Annotated in this window: 24 protein-coding genes; 11 read left to right on the top strand and 13 right to left on the bottom strand. The window is 39.7% G+C overall.

The genetic code is table 11. From position 1 onward, the window contains the following. Positions 1–97: 97 nt before the first annotated feature. The 13 genes from SJY39_RS10480 to SJY39_RS10420 all read right to left on the bottom strand — a co-directional run bounded on the left by SJY39_RS10480 (position 98) and on the right by SJY39_RS10420 (position 7,780). A complete protein-coding gene (locus tag SJY39_RS10480; RefSeq protein WP_390241945.1) occupies positions 98–463 on the bottom strand; it encodes a hypothetical protein in 366 nt (121 codons plus the stop codon). Positions 464–782: 319 nt separating this feature from the next. Then, a complete protein-coding gene (locus tag SJY39_RS10475) occupies positions 783–1,265 on the bottom strand; it encodes a hypothetical protein (protein ID WP_390241944.1) in 483 nt (160 codons plus the stop codon). A gap of 265 nt (positions 1,266–1,530) precedes the next feature. Then, positions 1,531–1,920 (bottom strand): hypothetical protein, encoded by a 390-nt coding sequence (locus SJY39_RS10470; RefSeq protein WP_390241943.1) that lies wholly within the window; start codon positions 1,918–1,920, stop codon positions 1,531–1,533. A 292-nt stretch (positions 1,921–2,212) separates the two neighbouring features. Next, on the bottom strand, positions 2,213–2,371 hold the full coding sequence (locus tag SJY39_RS10465) for a hypothetical protein (RefSeq protein WP_390241942.1): 159 nt from the start codon (positions 2,369–2,371) through the stop codon (positions 2,213–2,215). Positions 2,372–2,628: 257 nt separating this feature from the next. Then, positions 2,629–3,132 (bottom strand): hypothetical protein, encoded by a 504-nt coding sequence (locus SJY39_RS10460; protein WP_390241941.1) that lies wholly within the window; start codon positions 3,130–3,132, stop codon positions 2,629–2,631. 43 nt (positions 3,133–3,175) lie between these two features. Further along, entirely contained in the window at positions 3,176–3,526 is a 351-nt protein-coding gene (locus SJY39_RS10455; RefSeq protein ID WP_390241940.1) for a hypothetical protein, read from the bottom strand. A gap of 108 nt (positions 3,527–3,634) precedes the next feature. Beyond that, complete coding sequence (locus SJY39_RS10450) at positions 3,635–3,769, bottom strand: hypothetical protein (protein ID WP_390241939.1); 135 nt, start codon at positions 3,767–3,769, stop codon at positions 3,635–3,637. 185 nt (positions 3,770–3,954) lie between these two features. Beyond that, positions 3,955–4,344 (bottom strand): hypothetical protein, encoded by a 390-nt coding sequence (locus SJY39_RS10445; protein ID WP_390241938.1) that lies wholly within the window; start codon positions 4,342–4,344, stop codon positions 3,955–3,957. A 14-nt stretch (positions 4,345–4,358) separates the two neighbouring features. Then, a complete protein-coding gene (locus SJY39_RS10440; RefSeq protein WP_390241937.1) occupies positions 4,359–5,126 on the bottom strand; it encodes an MmcB family DNA repair protein in 768 nt (255 codons plus the stop codon). A gap of 63 nt (positions 5,127–5,189) precedes the next feature. After that, the gene (locus tag SJY39_RS10435; protein ID WP_390241936.1) at positions 5,190–5,816 is read right to left on the bottom strand and encodes a hypothetical protein; all 627 of its coding nucleotides are present in this window, start codon (positions 5,814–5,816) and stop codon (positions 5,190–5,192) included. Positions 5,817–6,077: 261 nt separating this feature from the next. Further along, entirely contained in the window at positions 6,078–6,500 is a 423-nt protein-coding gene (locus SJY39_RS10430; protein WP_390241935.1) for a hypothetical protein, read from the bottom strand. A gap of 12 nt (positions 6,501–6,512) precedes the next feature. Further along, entirely contained in the window at positions 6,513–6,821 is a 309-nt protein-coding gene (locus SJY39_RS10425; protein ID WP_390241934.1) for a hypothetical protein, read from the bottom strand. Positions 6,822–7,060: 239 nt separating this feature from the next. Beyond that, on the bottom strand, positions 7,061–7,780 hold the full coding sequence (locus SJY39_RS10420) for an autoinducer binding domain-containing protein (protein ID WP_229636362.1): 720 nt from the start codon (positions 7,778–7,780) through the stop codon (positions 7,061–7,063). Between the two features lie 81 nt (positions 7,781–7,861). Here SJY39_RS10420 and SJY39_RS10415 point away from each other — a divergent pair, with 81 nt between their 5' ends. From SJY39_RS10415 to SJY39_RS10365, 11 genes are all read left to right on the top strand, one after another. Continuing rightward, a complete protein-coding gene (locus tag SJY39_RS10415; RefSeq protein ID WP_390241933.1) occupies positions 7,862–8,254 on the top strand; it encodes a DUF4902 domain-containing protein in 393 nt (130 codons plus the stop codon). A 95-nt stretch (positions 8,255–8,349) separates the two neighbouring features. Further along, complete coding sequence (locus SJY39_RS10410) at positions 8,350–8,916, top strand: acyl-homoserine-lactone synthase (RefSeq protein ID WP_102444031.1); 567 nt, start codon at positions 8,350–8,352, stop codon at positions 8,914–8,916. 877 nt (positions 8,917–9,793) lie between these two features. Beyond that, positions 9,794–10,303 (top strand): hypothetical protein, encoded by a 510-nt coding sequence (locus tag SJY39_RS10405; RefSeq protein ID WP_133149475.1) that lies wholly within the window; start codon positions 9,794–9,796, stop codon positions 10,301–10,303. After that, the gene (locus tag SJY39_RS10400) at positions 10,303–10,839 is read left to right on the top strand and encodes a hypothetical protein (protein ID WP_229636360.1); all 537 of its coding nucleotides are present in this window, start codon (positions 10,303–10,305) and stop codon (positions 10,837–10,839) included. The genes SJY39_RS10405 and SJY39_RS10400 overlap by 1 nt, the downstream gene beginning before the upstream one ends. A gap of 1 nt (position 10,840) precedes the next feature. Continuing rightward, positions 10,841–11,194, top strand: a complete 354-nt coding sequence (locus SJY39_RS10395) for a hypothetical protein (protein ID WP_229636359.1) — start codon at positions 10,841–10,843, stop codon at positions 11,192–11,194. A 369-nt stretch (positions 11,195–11,563) separates the two neighbouring features. Continuing rightward, positions 11,564–11,863: a type II toxin-antitoxin system HigB family toxin gene (locus SJY39_RS10390; RefSeq protein ID WP_229636358.1), complete on the top strand. Its 300-nt coding sequence runs from the start codon at positions 11,564–11,566 to the stop codon at positions 11,861–11,863. 11 nt (positions 11,864–11,874) lie between these two features. Beyond that, positions 11,875–12,243: a type II toxin-antitoxin system HigA family antitoxin gene (locus SJY39_RS10385; RefSeq protein WP_229636357.1), complete on the top strand. Its 369-nt coding sequence runs from the start codon at positions 11,875–11,877 to the stop codon at positions 12,241–12,243. 9 nt (positions 12,244–12,252) lie between these two features. Then, on the top strand, positions 12,253–12,513 hold the full coding sequence (locus SJY39_RS10380) for a hypothetical protein (protein WP_229636356.1): 261 nt from the start codon (positions 12,253–12,255) through the stop codon (positions 12,511–12,513). Positions 12,514–12,524: 11 nt separating this feature from the next. After that, the gene (locus SJY39_RS10375; RefSeq protein WP_229636355.1) at positions 12,525–12,806 is read left to right on the top strand and encodes a hypothetical protein; all 282 of its coding nucleotides are present in this window, start codon (positions 12,525–12,527) and stop codon (positions 12,804–12,806) included. 12 nt (positions 12,807–12,818) lie between these two features. After that, positions 12,819–13,049, top strand: a complete 231-nt coding sequence (locus tag SJY39_RS10370; protein ID WP_229636354.1) for a hypothetical protein — start codon at positions 12,819–12,821, stop codon at positions 13,047–13,049. Between the two features lie 420 nt (positions 13,050–13,469). Beyond that, positions 13,470–13,838, top strand: a complete 369-nt coding sequence (locus tag SJY39_RS10365) for a hypothetical protein (RefSeq protein WP_229636353.1) — start codon at positions 13,470–13,472, stop codon at positions 13,836–13,838. Positions 13,839–13,846: the final 8 nt, after the last annotated feature.

Here is a 13,846-nt window from a genome sequence, read left to right as displayed (position 1 = left end):
GTAGGGTGTTTAAATGATTGAATGGCTAAAATCTAAGCCCAGATGATGTTGAATGTCTTGATATAAAAAAAGAGCGGCCAGGCCGCTCTTTTTGTATTTAGTACTCAGAAGTACCGATCCATTTACCGTCACTAGTAAAAGCTGACCAGCTCTCTCCTACAATGGAGTGAGCCCCAAGTTCCATTGTCTCGAGTTCGAATGCCGTTCCTGTCCAAGTAGGGGTTTTGTTTATTGGAAGAGTGTCCAGTGTTACGTCTTGATAAACGAAAACTTTGGTTTCCTTTGGTACTGGACTCATAAATTTGTACGGTTGAGCATAGTCTGAACTGGCTACGCAAATAACCTTAAGGCCTGTTTTCACATTCCAAGTGTTCAATTTATGATGATTAACCTCACTGGGCCCACCAAGACGCTGTTGTACCACTTCATTGTTTGTCGTATTTATCAGTTGGATATAACTCATAGTGATTTCCTTGTTTCCTATTTCGCACTTCTCTCCAATATAGCTAACAGGAAGCTACCCGAATGACCTTGTAACCACGCTCGATGCAAAGGAGACTTGGCAAATAGTTTTCTGATAATTTTTGGTAAAGGTGGCCGGTTAACGCCTGCTTGCATATAGGCCCAAATCCTTACCTTTTCAAAACTTGAACGGTCTAACATAGTTACCTCGTTGTATCGTTTTTCATTTAGAGTTGGTCAAAGACCCTCAGAATTTGTTTGATAGTCACTTTCAATTTAGCTTGCCGTTTTTATACATGGGCTTTCTAGTAAAGATGACATTAGTGTGTTGGATTTTCGTTTAGAGTTGGTCGTTGACTTAACTCACGGAGTTTACTCGCGATAGCTTTCGTTCTCTCATCACTATGATATGACTCAATAAGTTCTGCGACTTCGCTTAATGGTGTCTCTATATTTCGTTTGAGCAGATAGCTGAATGTGTAACAAACGTAATCAAGTATCTCTTTGTCATGCGTATTGATTTCGCAATCAACATGAAGTTTGCCTTTTAAAGGGCTAACCATAATGAAAGAGTTGTTATTGCTGGTGTTTGCCTGTGTTAGTGCGGCGATCCCGCGCCAAGACTTATACTTTTTTTCAACTTCAGAAATATTTTTAAACTCTGAGATTCCAAGCCCTCTGTGAGCCTGTTGAGAAGAGTTAATTGTTGCCATCGTGCATGAGCCATTAGCATTAATGGTTAGCTTCATGTCGTGACCACGGGTTTTACAGGTGTAAGTATTGGATGATACTTTGCAGATCATAAGTAATTTCCTTTTGGGGTGTTTCTGTATGGATTCAATGAGGTCCACCAGCGATGGATAGTTAAGAGGGATGCAAGCATAGCTTTGTGACTTAAAGCATCAATGTCACTCGTTGTGAGGTAATATTAGTTTTATAGGCAATCGAAGTAAAGCTTAGGGTTTGTTACCCAAGGGCTAAATATGCTGAATAAGCAAATACAATGAGTAGTGAAATCCATGTTACCGGAGTGCAGCCTAAATATTTATTTTTCCACATATCCAACCTCTACCTACTTGCAGACTCTTCTAATTCAGTCATGAATGAACCACCCAGGCTAGTGAGTGCATACACTTTCTTTACTTCTGCATTGAAAGCTCTTTTACTAAGTTGATTCGTTAGAAACACGCTTCTGACGTAATATTTAGGCACCAGCCTGTCGGGGCTAGGTATATCATTTGTGTTGTGGACTAGCTTATAAATGTCTGAATGTGTTTTACGGCTAATACCAAGGAATACTCCCCAAAAAGTAATTGGGATCGGCTTGCCTTTGTCCGTAGTAATACCGGCGTCAAATACTTCTCGGGTCCATTTGTCGATCTGTTCCCGATACTGAGAGTATGTCAAAACATATCTAAGCTTATAAGTTTCAATCTGCTGGTCTATCGGCACAGCCATGAGGGCTACCTTTCTAAATGATGTAATACGCCATTTGATTGTCGTTCATTTTAATCATCAATTCAACATATCTAGGGGCATAATCCGCACAGGTCTACAGTACTCAGCGTGTATTAGGGTAAGAAACAAAAGAGGGCCAGCATTATGCCGGCCCCATTTATTAGTTAATTGCTAGATTTGATTGTAGCCTTGATGATCTCATTGACGGGTAAGTATATAAATTCACGCCCATTGTGAAATTGATATAGAACCATCTCGATTTGCTTTACGGTTAACGTATTTTCCTTTTGGGCTATTCAGTCCAGTACACGATTGAAAGAACATCAGACTCACTTTCATTTTCAAGTAAGCGTTCAATTGCGCGGGTTCTCAAATGGGAGGAAGTGGCAGATATTTGGAATTCAAGTTCTGAATCGTCATCACTAATGATTACTGTGGCGTTATGTTTCATAGATTTACCTTTTGGGAGTTGTGATTTATCACGGTCTAAAAGCAGTGGTTTATTAACCAAGTGAGGTGAGGAGGGGTGACGTTTGTTAACGCTGGCACTTAACACCTAGTGTGCCTTTGACGTAACGATAATAGCAGAAATACGTGATAGCTGAGTAGGTAAATTGCATTTAAAAAGCTGGTGGAACTTACGCCTCGGGTGTTCGGTACCCAGTTGCTAAAGTAACGGTTCGAGTGTTATCACAAGGCACTCTAAAATTATTTTGATGAATTTCTTAAGCGAGTTAGTTTACCTTTTAGTAGTTTTAATTCCTTCTTAAGATCGAGTAGATCATCGCTATACCTTTTAGCCTCGGAGGGTTGGTTTATCTCAGAAAGCTTTGTTTCATACCAGAGTATGTCTGTATTGAAAACCTCAATTGCATACTTAATAGCTTGAAGCTTTGTAGTGTAAACCCCTTGAGGCAGTTGCTCTTTAAATTCGAACCTCAACAAATGATCTTTAGGTATATGTTTAGTCCAAGCCCCCTTTACCCAAGTTAAGCCGTTGACCTTACTTGCCATACCTACAAATCTTGTTTTTCGAGTGCTGTTTAAGATACTCGTGCCAGCCAGGTCAATCCATGTAGATTTTTTTTGAATGCTTCGGACATGCCACTCATGTTCAATGACCGAGCTCGTGCCGTCATCATAAGAGCAAGCAGTATATGAGTAGAATATACTGCCAACAGCTATTGAGCGTGGGATCTTACAAGGTTTCATTTAAGTATACCTGCTGTCTATTAATGAACAATTTAGTTAAGGGTTATGCTAAGAAAGTTGTTCTTTTGATGAATTCAAAGTTAGTTAACTGCTGCATGTGCCCCCATGTTCTACGTTCGCTCGGATACTTTAATACCACCCATGAAACAAGGTGAAAAATTGTGAAGAACGTAACAATCTCCATGATTGATAATCCAATAATAATTGGGTTTTCAAAGAAGTGAGTAGACAGGTAAAACGTGACCAAAACGAGCAGATCTCCTTTGACGATATGAATCAGGGCTTTGTAGAACGCGTTAATCAGTCGTTTTTGGTGGGAGTAGATTTCCTCCCAAGCAATAGGAAGAGTTTTGAGTTTATCTGTAGGGGTTGCTTTAAGCCTTGTTTCAAACATAGTTGTTCCTAATCATTAATTTCCACCAGCAATAGCTCAGTTTGATAATTTCATTAAATGATATAGTAATGGGGTATTACCCCATTTACAAGGGTTCGTAAGATAATCTTATTTTGTGCTACGGCTCATATGTTGGGTCGATACTGCAGATAGCATCGCACTGAGTACAATGTTGGTGTTGAGTGTCGTTACACCAACACCAATTACCGTTGCCAGAACAAGTATGAGCTTCAAAAATCTCATCAGTAGCCCAATCAACAGTTTCGCAAACAGTGCATGTTAATTTTGCAGACAAGAATGACTTTGGCCTTTTTGTCTCATCAGATATGTAATCTAGTAAGTGAACGGTTGATTTCTCGCAAGTGTCACAACACCATTTCATATAATTTTCCTTAATGACGATTTTTGCAGTGTCACGATGCCTTCCCCTAGTCTTGGTATTTACTGCTTAGACTAGCAAGCTCTAAGAATTCATCGAATTCTAAACTCTCAATCCAGTCCCCATATTGATTATCTGTCATGGTATCGATGGTAAGTCGGATTGATTCCATTTTAACTCTTAAGCTAGCAGAGGCTTTTGCGTTTGATTCGCTTGATTCGTTGAAGTCACCTAGACCTTCTACCGTTTTTTTGGTCGGGTTTTTATTTTCAAGGTACCGTTTAATTACAGATTCAGCCTCTGAAATTGCCTCAGATTTTGTATCATATTGTTGAGCATTTTTGATTGAAGTTTTGGTACCGTCAATAATCAAGTCAGGAACAAATACTAAGCCACGTTTAGTATCAAATTGTTGAGTGTAATCAGCTTTAATCTGCATAGAACATTCCCTCGTTATGACGTGTATTGGTTTATAATCAAATTAAACCTACGCTCTATATCGCTAGATAGGCTTCCAAGTTCTTTAGCTATAGCTGCTTTTCTTTCATTCTCATTGGCCATTATTTCTAACTGTTCGATATGCCAGCGAACAGTATCCTCGAAATTCCAATGATCTAAATCGATATCAAAGAGGTTTGAAAAACTATTCCGCATTTTCTTTAACTCTTTTTTCATTGATGGATATTCGTCAATGAAATGAAGTTTCGAACCTATGTCTTTTCCAAACTTTTTACGTAACTTCTCATGTTCTTTGTAATGTTCAAATTCACGAGGTTGAATGATTTCTGGTTGAGTTTGTCTCTGACTGCCAGAAATGAGCAGTTTTAATAAAAGATCATCATTTAGCTTGGCAGGATTAAGAGTGGGGCGTTTAACGGTATTCCAGAACTCCCCGTTAAATGTGATTAAACCACACCCATTAGGAATGTCTTTTTTCGTGACTAGCCCTTTCGGAACGGCAAAAACAACGCCATAAGAAAAGTCTAAATAGTTTTTCCACTTTGCTTTCGTAACGTCGGAACGAAAGTCCGATAAACTAACCTTAATTTCGTAAGAAATTGGATTAGGGTTGGCAAAGCTTTTTTCAATGGTGAATACATCAGGACGAACGGAACCTCTTTTACCTGCGGGGAGATCTTCCCATACCATACGACTCTCGCCCATTAGGTGGCGAGCAAGATTGTTAGCTAGCTCATTGTGAGTTAAATTAGATGTCGCCATAATGACTCCTTTTTAGTCCTTGTTGGCTGGATTGATGTGGTGTTCCCGCACCACATCAATTCATCACTCAGTAAGAGATGATTTCTCTAAGATTGCTGAGTTTGTTTTTGTTGATAAAGTACCAACTATTACATGTAGCGGCTTATCACCGATGACTATCACTTTTTTTGAGTATCCCGCTTGCTCTTCCAAAAACTCTACGAAAGCCGCATCAAATTTAATCTCATCAACTTGATTGTTTAGCGACGAGTTGAATGCCGCAGATGCTGATTCAATCTCACCTATTGAATTCAGGAGGTGTACTCTTGCGATTGTCTCGACCAGCGATGTAGTGATCCCATACTTACTAGCTACATTTTCCAAACTATTGCTTAAAATCATCTCCGTGTCCTCTCCGTAACCGAAGTGCAGAAAAATTTCGAAGGCAATTGATTTTGAGATGATTGAGTGGGGGGAGCTAGACCAGCGGTGGAAGTAATACTTCTTACCCGATTGACTTACATCAGATAAATATTGGTTTCTAACAACGATCAATTGATCAATATCTTCTGGTTTGTACCCGAGATCCTCGTAAAAGTTATACCAACGGCTATCTGTATAAAACGCTATAATAGTATGCTCACTTGCAACTTCTCCGTTCAGGTACTCAGTGAACTGTTTCAGGTGTAAGTCCTGTAGAGAGTCAGACATTATCAACTCTGCGTTTGCTATTGTGTTTTTCTCATGCGTTGCGTTTAAGCTCTCATTGTCAAAGGTCTTGTGCAAATTCTCTGAATTAGGGAGGTATTGGGTCTTAGGCTCGTCCATGACGACAGTTGAAGCCTGGTTAAATGGAACTTTCCTGACATGCTGTTTGTCAATATGTGTATTGAAATATGGGCTTGAAAGGTACATACCCAGACCAACAAAAACCGATAGTATAGTTATCCTAGTGACCATGAATCATAATCCTCATAGGTCGGTTATCTGCTTTAATTTCTTTTCAAGTACATTCTTGCTTAATGCAAACGCGATTTTTACAACCTCATTAGGCCCTGCGTCAGCGAAGGACGTTTTTAATTGATCTATTACCGTTGGTTTGGTTATGTCAGCCGCAAATTGATGTCCAGTCGCTGTAAGGCGTAAAGGTACGAGACTAACTATCCAACCTGAACCTGTTCTTCTAAAGCCAATGCTGTCTTTATTGGTAAGAGCTGACTCTAAGCAATTTTGATCAGCTAATATTTCAAGGTGGAAGACTAGCTTATCTAAAGCTTCATCATCTCCCTTTGGCCATAGAGTTTGAAATGATTCGGCGTTGAGTTTGAAGTCACTTGTACCATTGTCTAAGACTAAATTTAAGAAGTTGTTCAGGTATTCATAGTCAATTCTCACAATTTATTTCCTCTAGATTTTAATTTCAGCCCATTTTTTTTCACGTTTAATATCAGAAATGTGGCTTTGGTGAACGTTAAACTGTTTAGCTATCTCTGTTTGCGTAAACTTTGCTGTTTGAAGCTTAATCTTTATTTCTATGACTTCTTCTTTTGTAAGTTTGGATGCTGCGCGTTTATTACCGCTGCCCTTATGTAGCTTACTCACCAATTCGTCATCACGTAGACCAGAATCATAACGGTTAACAAGAGTTGAAATCGGGATACCATAGCGACGACTGAGTTCTGTCCACCCGACTTTACCACCTCTGAAATCGATCATTAGTTCCCCTTCAGTTCGATAGCTTACCTTGAAGAAATTCCACAATAGGCTCTATACAAGAAGGGGCTATCTCTACGGTTTAATTTATCCCAATTATTACCATTAGGAGTTTATGTCTAAAATAGTACGCAATGCGTACTAAATCAAGAGATTTGATAATTGACCATCACATATTTAATAACGAGCGCCACCCTTTTGTTCAGCTGTTTGTGTTGTATTTGTGGCTGGTGGTACCTTGACTAAATCAGACCAAGTAAGGCTGCGCGAACTGCTGCAGAAGTTTTATTAGGAGCCCCCAGCTTTTTTGCTGCGTTAGCGAGGTGAAACTCAGCTGTCCTATCAGATACATTCAAAATGATTCCTATCTCTGACATTGTCTTTCCATCTGCCGTCCACTTTAAAACTTCAATTTCTCTGGGGGTTAGGTGAGTGCTAGGAGAGGGGGTTGTATTTATATCGAGTACTTTTTCCATGCAGGAGTCAGCGATACTAGCGATCCATAACAGGTAAGGCATATTAGCGTTGATTTCTTTTATGGGCGTATCTGACTCCCCGCGTGAAAATGAGAGTAATGAGGCGGCTCCTCCAGGGAAGTGTGTGGATTTAGACCAACCGGCATGGATACCATGCAATTTAGCCTGCTGCCAAAAATGAGCTGACTCATCAATAACATTGTCCCAAATAATAAAGTGGCTTCGCTGCATGCCAAGAGATATTAACGGGTCCTGTAAGGCTAAACCTTTGTTTATGTATTGGTCGTTCCATTTGTCAGAATAACTATTAAGCATCTCTACTCTAGGTGATGTAATAGGAAGCTTGGTCTTAATTCCATAGGCGAAATAATCAAAACCGAGAAAGGATGCAGCGGCTTGCAAGGTTTTTGTGACATCTTCTTTAGACTCACAAGTGAGCAACTGCTGTATGTAGTCTTCAATTATTACATTGATGTTATGCTTCATAATTCTATTAATTCATTGTGGGTTCCTCTATTCACATAGTAAGTAGAGGAGCCAGTTATATACGTTTAAAGAGGATTTATTTTGCTATCTATTAATAATGCTGAACAATTTGACCGTACGAGCGACGGAGTTATACATTTAACATTAACCCAACTTGAGGTAATGGTTTTTGAGGTTTTAGATGCCCAACTTAATGCAGACTATACACAAAACAAACTCAATACTCTCACTGAGTTAAGTGGATATTTGGAGTTGGTTACGAGTACATCACCGAAACTATCAATAGGGCTTGACTGGTCATTTGTTAATGGTGATTACGTTATTGTAGGAGACCCATTTGTGAATTTTATAATTTGTGATGAAAGTGGCTGTCATATGAATACTCAGGAGGTCTATCAGTGCGTTAAGTCACATTTGTTCATGAATAATTGGAGCGCATTACTCTCTGAAAGCCTTAAGGGCACTTACAAGTAAACTGTCAACCTGTGAAAATCCCGAGCTAGGATTTATCCTATACAACGCTATCTTATGTCACTGACTTTTCTAGATTTCTAATGAGATGAGATAGCATGCACTACGTAACTGGCATGTCATGTGATTTGCCCCAAAAGGAAATTAACCAGCTATACAGCTACAGATATGATGTATTTATCAAATACCTCAAATGGGAAGTGGTTGCTGGTTACGGATCGACTGACTTGTGTCTGGAAAAGGACCAATTTGATACTGAGGATACTATTTACGTCTTAGCAAAGGATGAGAATAATCAAATCGTTGGTTGCGCTCGGATATTACCCACAACAAAGCCTTACTTACTGAAAGATGTTTTCCCCGAATTATTAAACGGCTTAAAAGCTCCTGAATCTTCAGAAGTGTGGGAGCTTTCACGTTTTACAAGCTTCGATCTTAACAGCGTTCCTCAATCTATTACCCAATTTTCCGCTGAGTCTACTGTCGAACTGTTAAAGAAAACGATGGAAGTTGCCAAATCATATGGTGCACAAAAGCTAATAAGTGTTTCACCTTTGGCCGTAGAGCGGTTGTTGAGAAGAGAGAATTTTACCTCAATGCGTTTGGGACCCCCAGTTAAGGCTGGTGGTCAATCCTTAATAGCTTGTTTGATTACTATCGAATAGAGCGATGAGGGTAGAGTTTATGATTAAGAAATACGGTGATAAGTCGTAGCAAGATATGTATTTCGAGCGTCACTCGTCAATGAATATAACAACGTTCAGTTGGCTAGTAAAAGTTAACTCCGGTGAAATCAATCAGGTTTCAATAAGAGAGTGAGGGTGAGTGGGGATCTTATGCTATCAACTCCATTGATGGCTGAGTTTCTTAATTATCCATTTTGTTGACAGTAGTAGAACGGAAATACCCTTGTTGTGATATTTTTTTCTAACCATCATTATATCATTCCAATGGGTTCCGAGAGTTAGAATTCCCAAGTCTTGGCTTTTTCATAATTAGCTATCGGTTATCCGGTAGCTTTTTTTTTACTCGAATTACCATGGTGAGTTAAGCGTTCTTTGAAATCGACTCTTCTTATAATGCAAAAAAGCCAACTCAATGAGTTGGCCTCTTTCTTAAACGTATTTTCTCTACCTCAGCTCGAACACTAAAAATGGTGCTCGTGCTAAAGGAGTTATGAATAATATCAGCTAACCATTTTTTTTCAATGGCACTATAAGTGAAATTTTTATCGTGGATGCTATTGCATTATATGAAAAGTAAAAAATTTCATGCATAGGCATAAGGCAAGGTGTGCTCTTTGTAGGGTGTTCTCTTCAAAATGTTAACGCCCCTGCTCTTTCTCGAAACACCTTCTATACCAACCCCCCTCGGTAGTCACTAAATTGTTCCTTCTTTTATGAAATTGAGCCCATTTTTAATGGGACGCGCATCATAGTTAGGCAACTATTAATATCAAATGACTATGTGCTTGGTTGTATTTAATAGCGATGTTTATGACAATTTGGTGGTTAATATATCGACTAACTAAGGTTGTTGGAAATGAGAAAATATGGATTTATTTTGGGGCTGGGGGGAATGGTTGCAAGTATTTTGTTATCAGCACCAACGTTAGCTCAAGACTCCACCAGCTCAGTAGTGAGCTCTTTAACTTCAAACAGTTCATTCAGTACTGCTCCCGCTAGTACAGCAGTTCGAATCTACAAAGGCAAAACCTCTGGTCGCGTGAATTTCCCGTCTGGTTACAAAACATTCTACGTGAATGGAGTAGAGCACACGGTGGGTAAAGGAAACACAATAATAACGGTTCAGGGTGCTGAGAGTAAGTATTATACATCCGACTGTACCCCGACTGATAACCGTTGCCAAATGTCAGGAAGAACCGCTAAGGCCTCAGCTTGCATCATTACAATAACAGATCGGTATGTTGTTGGTTGTAATACTCAACAAAATCTTACTTCTCGTACTTGTCGTAATGGCCACTGCTCAGTGTCCGGTACTGAGGATATTGGTACACGAGGAAACATTTACTCTGTGACAGGAGAGAGATAATGAATACGAAAATATTAGCCATTTTGGTAGCAGGCCTTGCTTCTATCAATATTCAAGCTAGTGATTCCACTCAAAGCGTTGTTAGTAACTTGACTCAGCGTGATTCTTTTCAGGCCGCTCCCGCAGATACGGTAAAGCGCTTGTGGACAGGGAAAACTACTGGTCGTGTGAATATTCCAAGTGGATATAATCAGATCACGGTGAACGGCAGAACTCACCATATAGGGAAAGGCCAAACAACAATTATCAATATTCAAAGTGGAACATCTACTACACGTCATTGGTGTGAAACATCCTCGGGTGGCGGTTGGGGAGGAGGTAGTGATAATGGTGGCGGAAATAAATGTTCGAGTGATAGAGCTACTGTTTCAGTGCCTGATTGTAACATCATAATTACTGACACTTATGTGCAAGGTTGTAATACTGTGAAATCTTGGTCAACTGGTGCATGTGAGAGTAGCAGTTGCTACCCAGGCTCTTCAATTAAGTTCGGCGGTACTGGTTATGTCCGATCGATTGTAGGGGTGAAAAAATAACATGAAGATATCGTTTATTAAGGTTCTAGGGGGAGTAGCCGCTGTCTGTTGTATGTCATTCTATTCTGTTGCAGGAGACTCTTCTGCAGGAGTAGTAAGTAACTTAACTTCAGCAGCCTCTTTTTCAAAGGCTTCTTCAGGCGGGACAAGAAGAGATGTTTACAATGGTAATACGTCTGGTCGTATCAATTTCCCTTCGGGTTATAGATACGCATACGTAAATGGAAATCGGCACATTATTGGTTTGGGTTACAATACATACATTCAAAATGGCCATTGCACGATCACGGTAACTGACGGATACGCTCAAGGATGCTCTGCTAGCCGTATCTACAAGGTTTACATGACGAAATAGATACAACCCCATACTAAAACGCAAAAATGGCACCTGGATTGATTCAGGTGCTTTTTTTTGGCTGTTGTCGAAAGACAATAAAGATCGAAACTTAGCTTCTATCAACATAACCACCAAACAAAAGCGTGACAACAAAGTTTGATACCCCTTTTCCCCTAAAGTGCCCGAAATCCCAATAAATAAAATATGTAATTCTGAGTATGAGTTTGGAGTACATCGACATTTCAGAAACTCAATTATGCCAAGCTGCGCAACTGGCTTTATAACTCTGTTAGGTTTATGATTTTATTTATTTTCCCTTTTTGGGAAAGTAACGCTTGACTGTTTTTTGTGTATTTCCCATAATGGGAAATGTAGACAGAGGTATATATGCGAATTTTATCAAGAGCAACTTTACGAGAGTTTTGGGAACAGCCTAATTACGCTGATTCTGAACAGCCACTAGTGGCATGGTTTGACGAAGCCAAACACGCAAATTGGCAAACGCCCCAAGACATAAAGGCGCTGTACAGAAATGCGTCTTTCGTTGGCAATAATCGCGTTGTGTTCAACGTTCACGGCAATAAGTATCGACTGATCACCGCGATTAATTACAAATTTTCGATGGTATATATTCGCTTTATTGGCACACATGCAGACTATGACAAAGTTGATGCAAAAACCGTTTAGAAGAGGCAGATATGCATATTAAACCAATCAAAACAGCAGATGATAACCGCGCTGCTTTAGCGCGAATCGAGCAGCTTTGGGATTCTGAACCAAACACACTAGAGGGTGATGAGTTAGAAGTGCTTGCCACTCTAATTGAGGCGTTTGAAGAAGCTAATTATCCAATTGCACCACCAGATCCAATCGAAGCAATCAAGTTCCGTATGGAGCAGCAAGGCTTAGAAGATAAAGACCTTGTACCTTTCCTTGGTCAGCGTAGCCGTGTTACTGAGATTCTGAGCCGTCAAAGACGTTTATCTATCTCAATGATTCGCAAGCTACACGATGGGCTTAGAATCCCATTGGATAGCCTTGTGAAAGAATATCAACTGGTTAAGTAAGGGAAAAACATGGCCGAAACAAAGTTTGTAGAGTGCGAAAAACTCGCTGAAAAACGAGAGCAAGTTAATGACTTGATGGAGTTTTTAACGTTCCTTAATAAGAACGGTGTTCAATTTGGTGAGCACAGAAACTGCATAAACAACACACCTTGGTTAAACCCTATCAACTTAGAACGTAATGGTGAAATTCTTGCGGCGAAATTTCTAGGTATTGATATGGATAAAGTAGAACAAGAACGAGTCCTACTTGAACGTTCAATTCATAGTTAAGAGGGAATCAGATGCAAATACAAGGTTACATCGCGTGTGCCCATTTTGAAGAAACAATCAAACATCTTGGCGAGGGTGATACGCCAGAAAAAGCACTTTCTGATTTTGTTAATGGTGACTTTCAACTCCATTGCGAACGTGATGAAGTCGAAGACGGTTCATACGTCACCGTGAGGGTTTTTAAAGCAATTTATGCAGACACCCCCGAAGCAAATATGGACGACTTTGAAGATGGTTGGCAATGGATGCTTGGTGATGAAGTTAGCGAGCATCAAGTGCAATTTTTTGAATAACGAGGGGAAATTATGGACATCTACGAGCATCCTCAGAACGTTGAAAAGCGACTAGATAACGTCTATCACGGTTGTTGCGAATGGTGGACGTTCAGAGATACCTTTCTCGCCTCTTGTTTAAAAATGGGCGTTCCACTGTTGTGTGTTAACAGATTGCAAGCAAGACGTCATTGGCGTTCTGGATGGACAGGCTTTGAATCTGCCGATTGGTTCAGAATCCAGTTAATCAAAGAAATTTACTAACCGAGGGAAAGAATGGAAAGCGCGAAGAATATATTTGCTGTTATGGCAATGTTCATTTTGATTGCTATTGCGTTTAGCTATAAAGAGGAAATATTTGCCTTTGTGTATTTCGATCCAATGGTCGAATTTCTTGTTAGCAAACTATCAAACTAACTCAGAGGGAAAAGAAACAAATGTCAGATATTAAGAAAGGCATTGAGAAAGGCATTGATTTGCTTTGGTTATGCCAGGAATTGCAGTCGGAAAAAGACGGCATTGACCGAAGTGGGTTATGGTGATTCTTATGCAGAAAGCGCTTTAGCTTATTTCGAATCCATCTTATAGGGGAAAGGATGCGATTAAATAATTCGTTGAAATGGCTACTTTTTGGAGCGATTTGTTTTGTTTTTGGTGTTTGGTTAGCAAGTTGAGGGAAAAATCGTGGCAAAATCATTTGATGCTTATAGCCCCGCGATTACGGCAACAGAAAAGGCCATTAAAGATCGAGAGGCTAAATTAGCTGAACTCAAAGAGGCTGAAGAAATCAGTCATAGCCAGGAGAAATCCACTGATTTTTATTATCAGTTAGGTCGCGCTGAGGCTGCCATAGAGTTCAAAATTGGTGATCAGAAGGTCGCTAAATCCAAGCTGAAAAAAATGGTTCAGCTACAGAAGTTGATAAGTAAAGTGAATGAAGATTACGACTTTATTTTAGACAAATGTGATGCGCTACATAATGAGATCAATTTACTGAAGTCCGTAGCTTCGTTGCTGTCGGTAAAATCAATCGCAACCAATCAATCTTATTAGGGGAAAAT

This window comes from Vibrio sp. R78045, assembly GCF_042466085.1.
In the GTDB taxonomy this organism is placed as follows: domain Bacteria; phylum Pseudomonadota; class Gammaproteobacteria; order Enterobacterales; family Vibrionaceae; genus Vibrio; species Vibrio cyclitrophicus.
The sequence above is the reverse complement of the archived record's forward strand: the minus strand, read 5'-3'. Positions and strand labels throughout refer to the sequence as shown.

What these genes read in the sequence shown, in the direction of transcription:
- SJY39_RS10405 (WP_133149475.1), top strand. Translation starts at nt 9,794, where the DNA reads ATGAGAAAATATGGATTTATTTTGGGGCTGGGGGGAATGGTTGCAAGT.
- SJY39_RS10370 (WP_229636354.1), top strand. Translation starts at nt 12,819, where the DNA reads ATGGACATCTACGAGCATCCTCAGAACGTTGAAAAGCGACTAGATAAC.
- SJY39_RS10475 (WP_390241944.1), bottom strand. Translation starts at nt 1,265, where the DNA reads ATGATCTGCAAAGTATCATCCAATACTTACACCTGTAAAACCCGTGGT.
- SJY39_RS10480 (WP_390241945.1), bottom strand. Translation starts at nt 463, where the DNA reads ATGAGTTATATCCAACTGATAAATACGACAAACAATGAAGTGGTACAA.
- SJY39_RS10380 (WP_229636356.1), top strand. Translation starts at nt 12,253, where the DNA reads ATGGCCGAAACAAAGTTTGTAGAGTGCGAAAAACTCGCTGAAAAACGA.
- SJY39_RS10425 (WP_390241934.1), bottom strand. Translation starts at nt 6,821, where the DNA reads ATGATCGATTTCAGAGGTGGTAAAGTCGGGTGGACAGAACTCAGTCGT.
- SJY39_RS10390 (WP_229636358.1), top strand. Translation starts at nt 11,564, where the DNA reads ATGCGAATTTTATCAAGAGCAACTTTACGAGAGTTTTGGGAACAGCCT.
- SJY39_RS10395 (WP_229636359.1), top strand. Translation starts at nt 10,841, where the DNA reads ATGAAGATATCGTTTATTAAGGTTCTAGGGGGAGTAGCCGCTGTCTGT.
- SJY39_RS10410 (WP_102444031.1), top strand. Translation starts at nt 8,350, where the DNA reads ATGCACTACGTAACTGGCATGTCATGTGATTTGCCCCAAAAGGAAATT.
- SJY39_RS10435 (WP_390241936.1), bottom strand. Translation starts at nt 5,816, where the DNA reads ATGTCTGACTCTCTACAGGACTTACACCTGAAACAGTTCACTGAGTAC.
- SJY39_RS10420 (WP_229636362.1), bottom strand. Translation starts at nt 7,780, where the DNA reads ATGAAGCATAACATCAATGTAATAATTGAAGACTACATACAGCAGTTG.
- SJY39_RS10465 (WP_390241942.1), bottom strand. Translation starts at nt 2,371, where the DNA reads ATGAAACATAACGCCACAGTAATCATTAGTGATGACGATTCAGAACTT.
- SJY39_RS10450 (WP_390241939.1), bottom strand. Translation starts at nt 3,769, where the DNA reads ATGAGATTTTTGAAGCTCATACTTGTTCTGGCAACGGTAATTGGTGTT.
- SJY39_RS10460 (WP_390241941.1), bottom strand. Translation starts at nt 3,132, where the DNA reads ATGAAACCTTGTAAGATCCCACGCTCAATAGCTGTTGGCAGTATATTC.
- SJY39_RS10470 (WP_390241943.1), bottom strand. Translation starts at nt 1,920, where the DNA reads ATGGCTGTGCCGATAGACCAGCAGATTGAAACTTATAAGCTTAGATAT.
- SJY39_RS10400 (WP_229636360.1), top strand. Translation starts at nt 10,303, where the DNA reads ATGAATACGAAAATATTAGCCATTTTGGTAGCAGGCCTTGCTTCTATC.
- SJY39_RS10455 (WP_390241940.1), bottom strand. Translation starts at nt 3,526, where the DNA reads ATGTTTGAAACAAGGCTTAAAGCAACCCCTACAGATAAACTCAAAACT.
- SJY39_RS10375 (WP_229636355.1), top strand. Translation starts at nt 12,525, where the DNA reads ATGCAAATACAAGGTTACATCGCGTGTGCCCATTTTGAAGAAACAATC.
- SJY39_RS10385 (WP_229636357.1), top strand. Translation starts at nt 11,875, where the DNA reads ATGCATATTAAACCAATCAAAACAGCAGATGATAACCGCGCTGCTTTA.
- SJY39_RS10440 (WP_390241937.1), bottom strand. Translation starts at nt 5,126, where the DNA reads ATGGCGACATCTAATTTAACTCACAATGAGCTAGCTAACAATCTTGCT.
- SJY39_RS10445 (WP_390241938.1), bottom strand. Translation starts at nt 4,344, where the DNA reads ATGCAGATTAAAGCTGATTACACTCAACAATTTGATACTAAACGTGGC.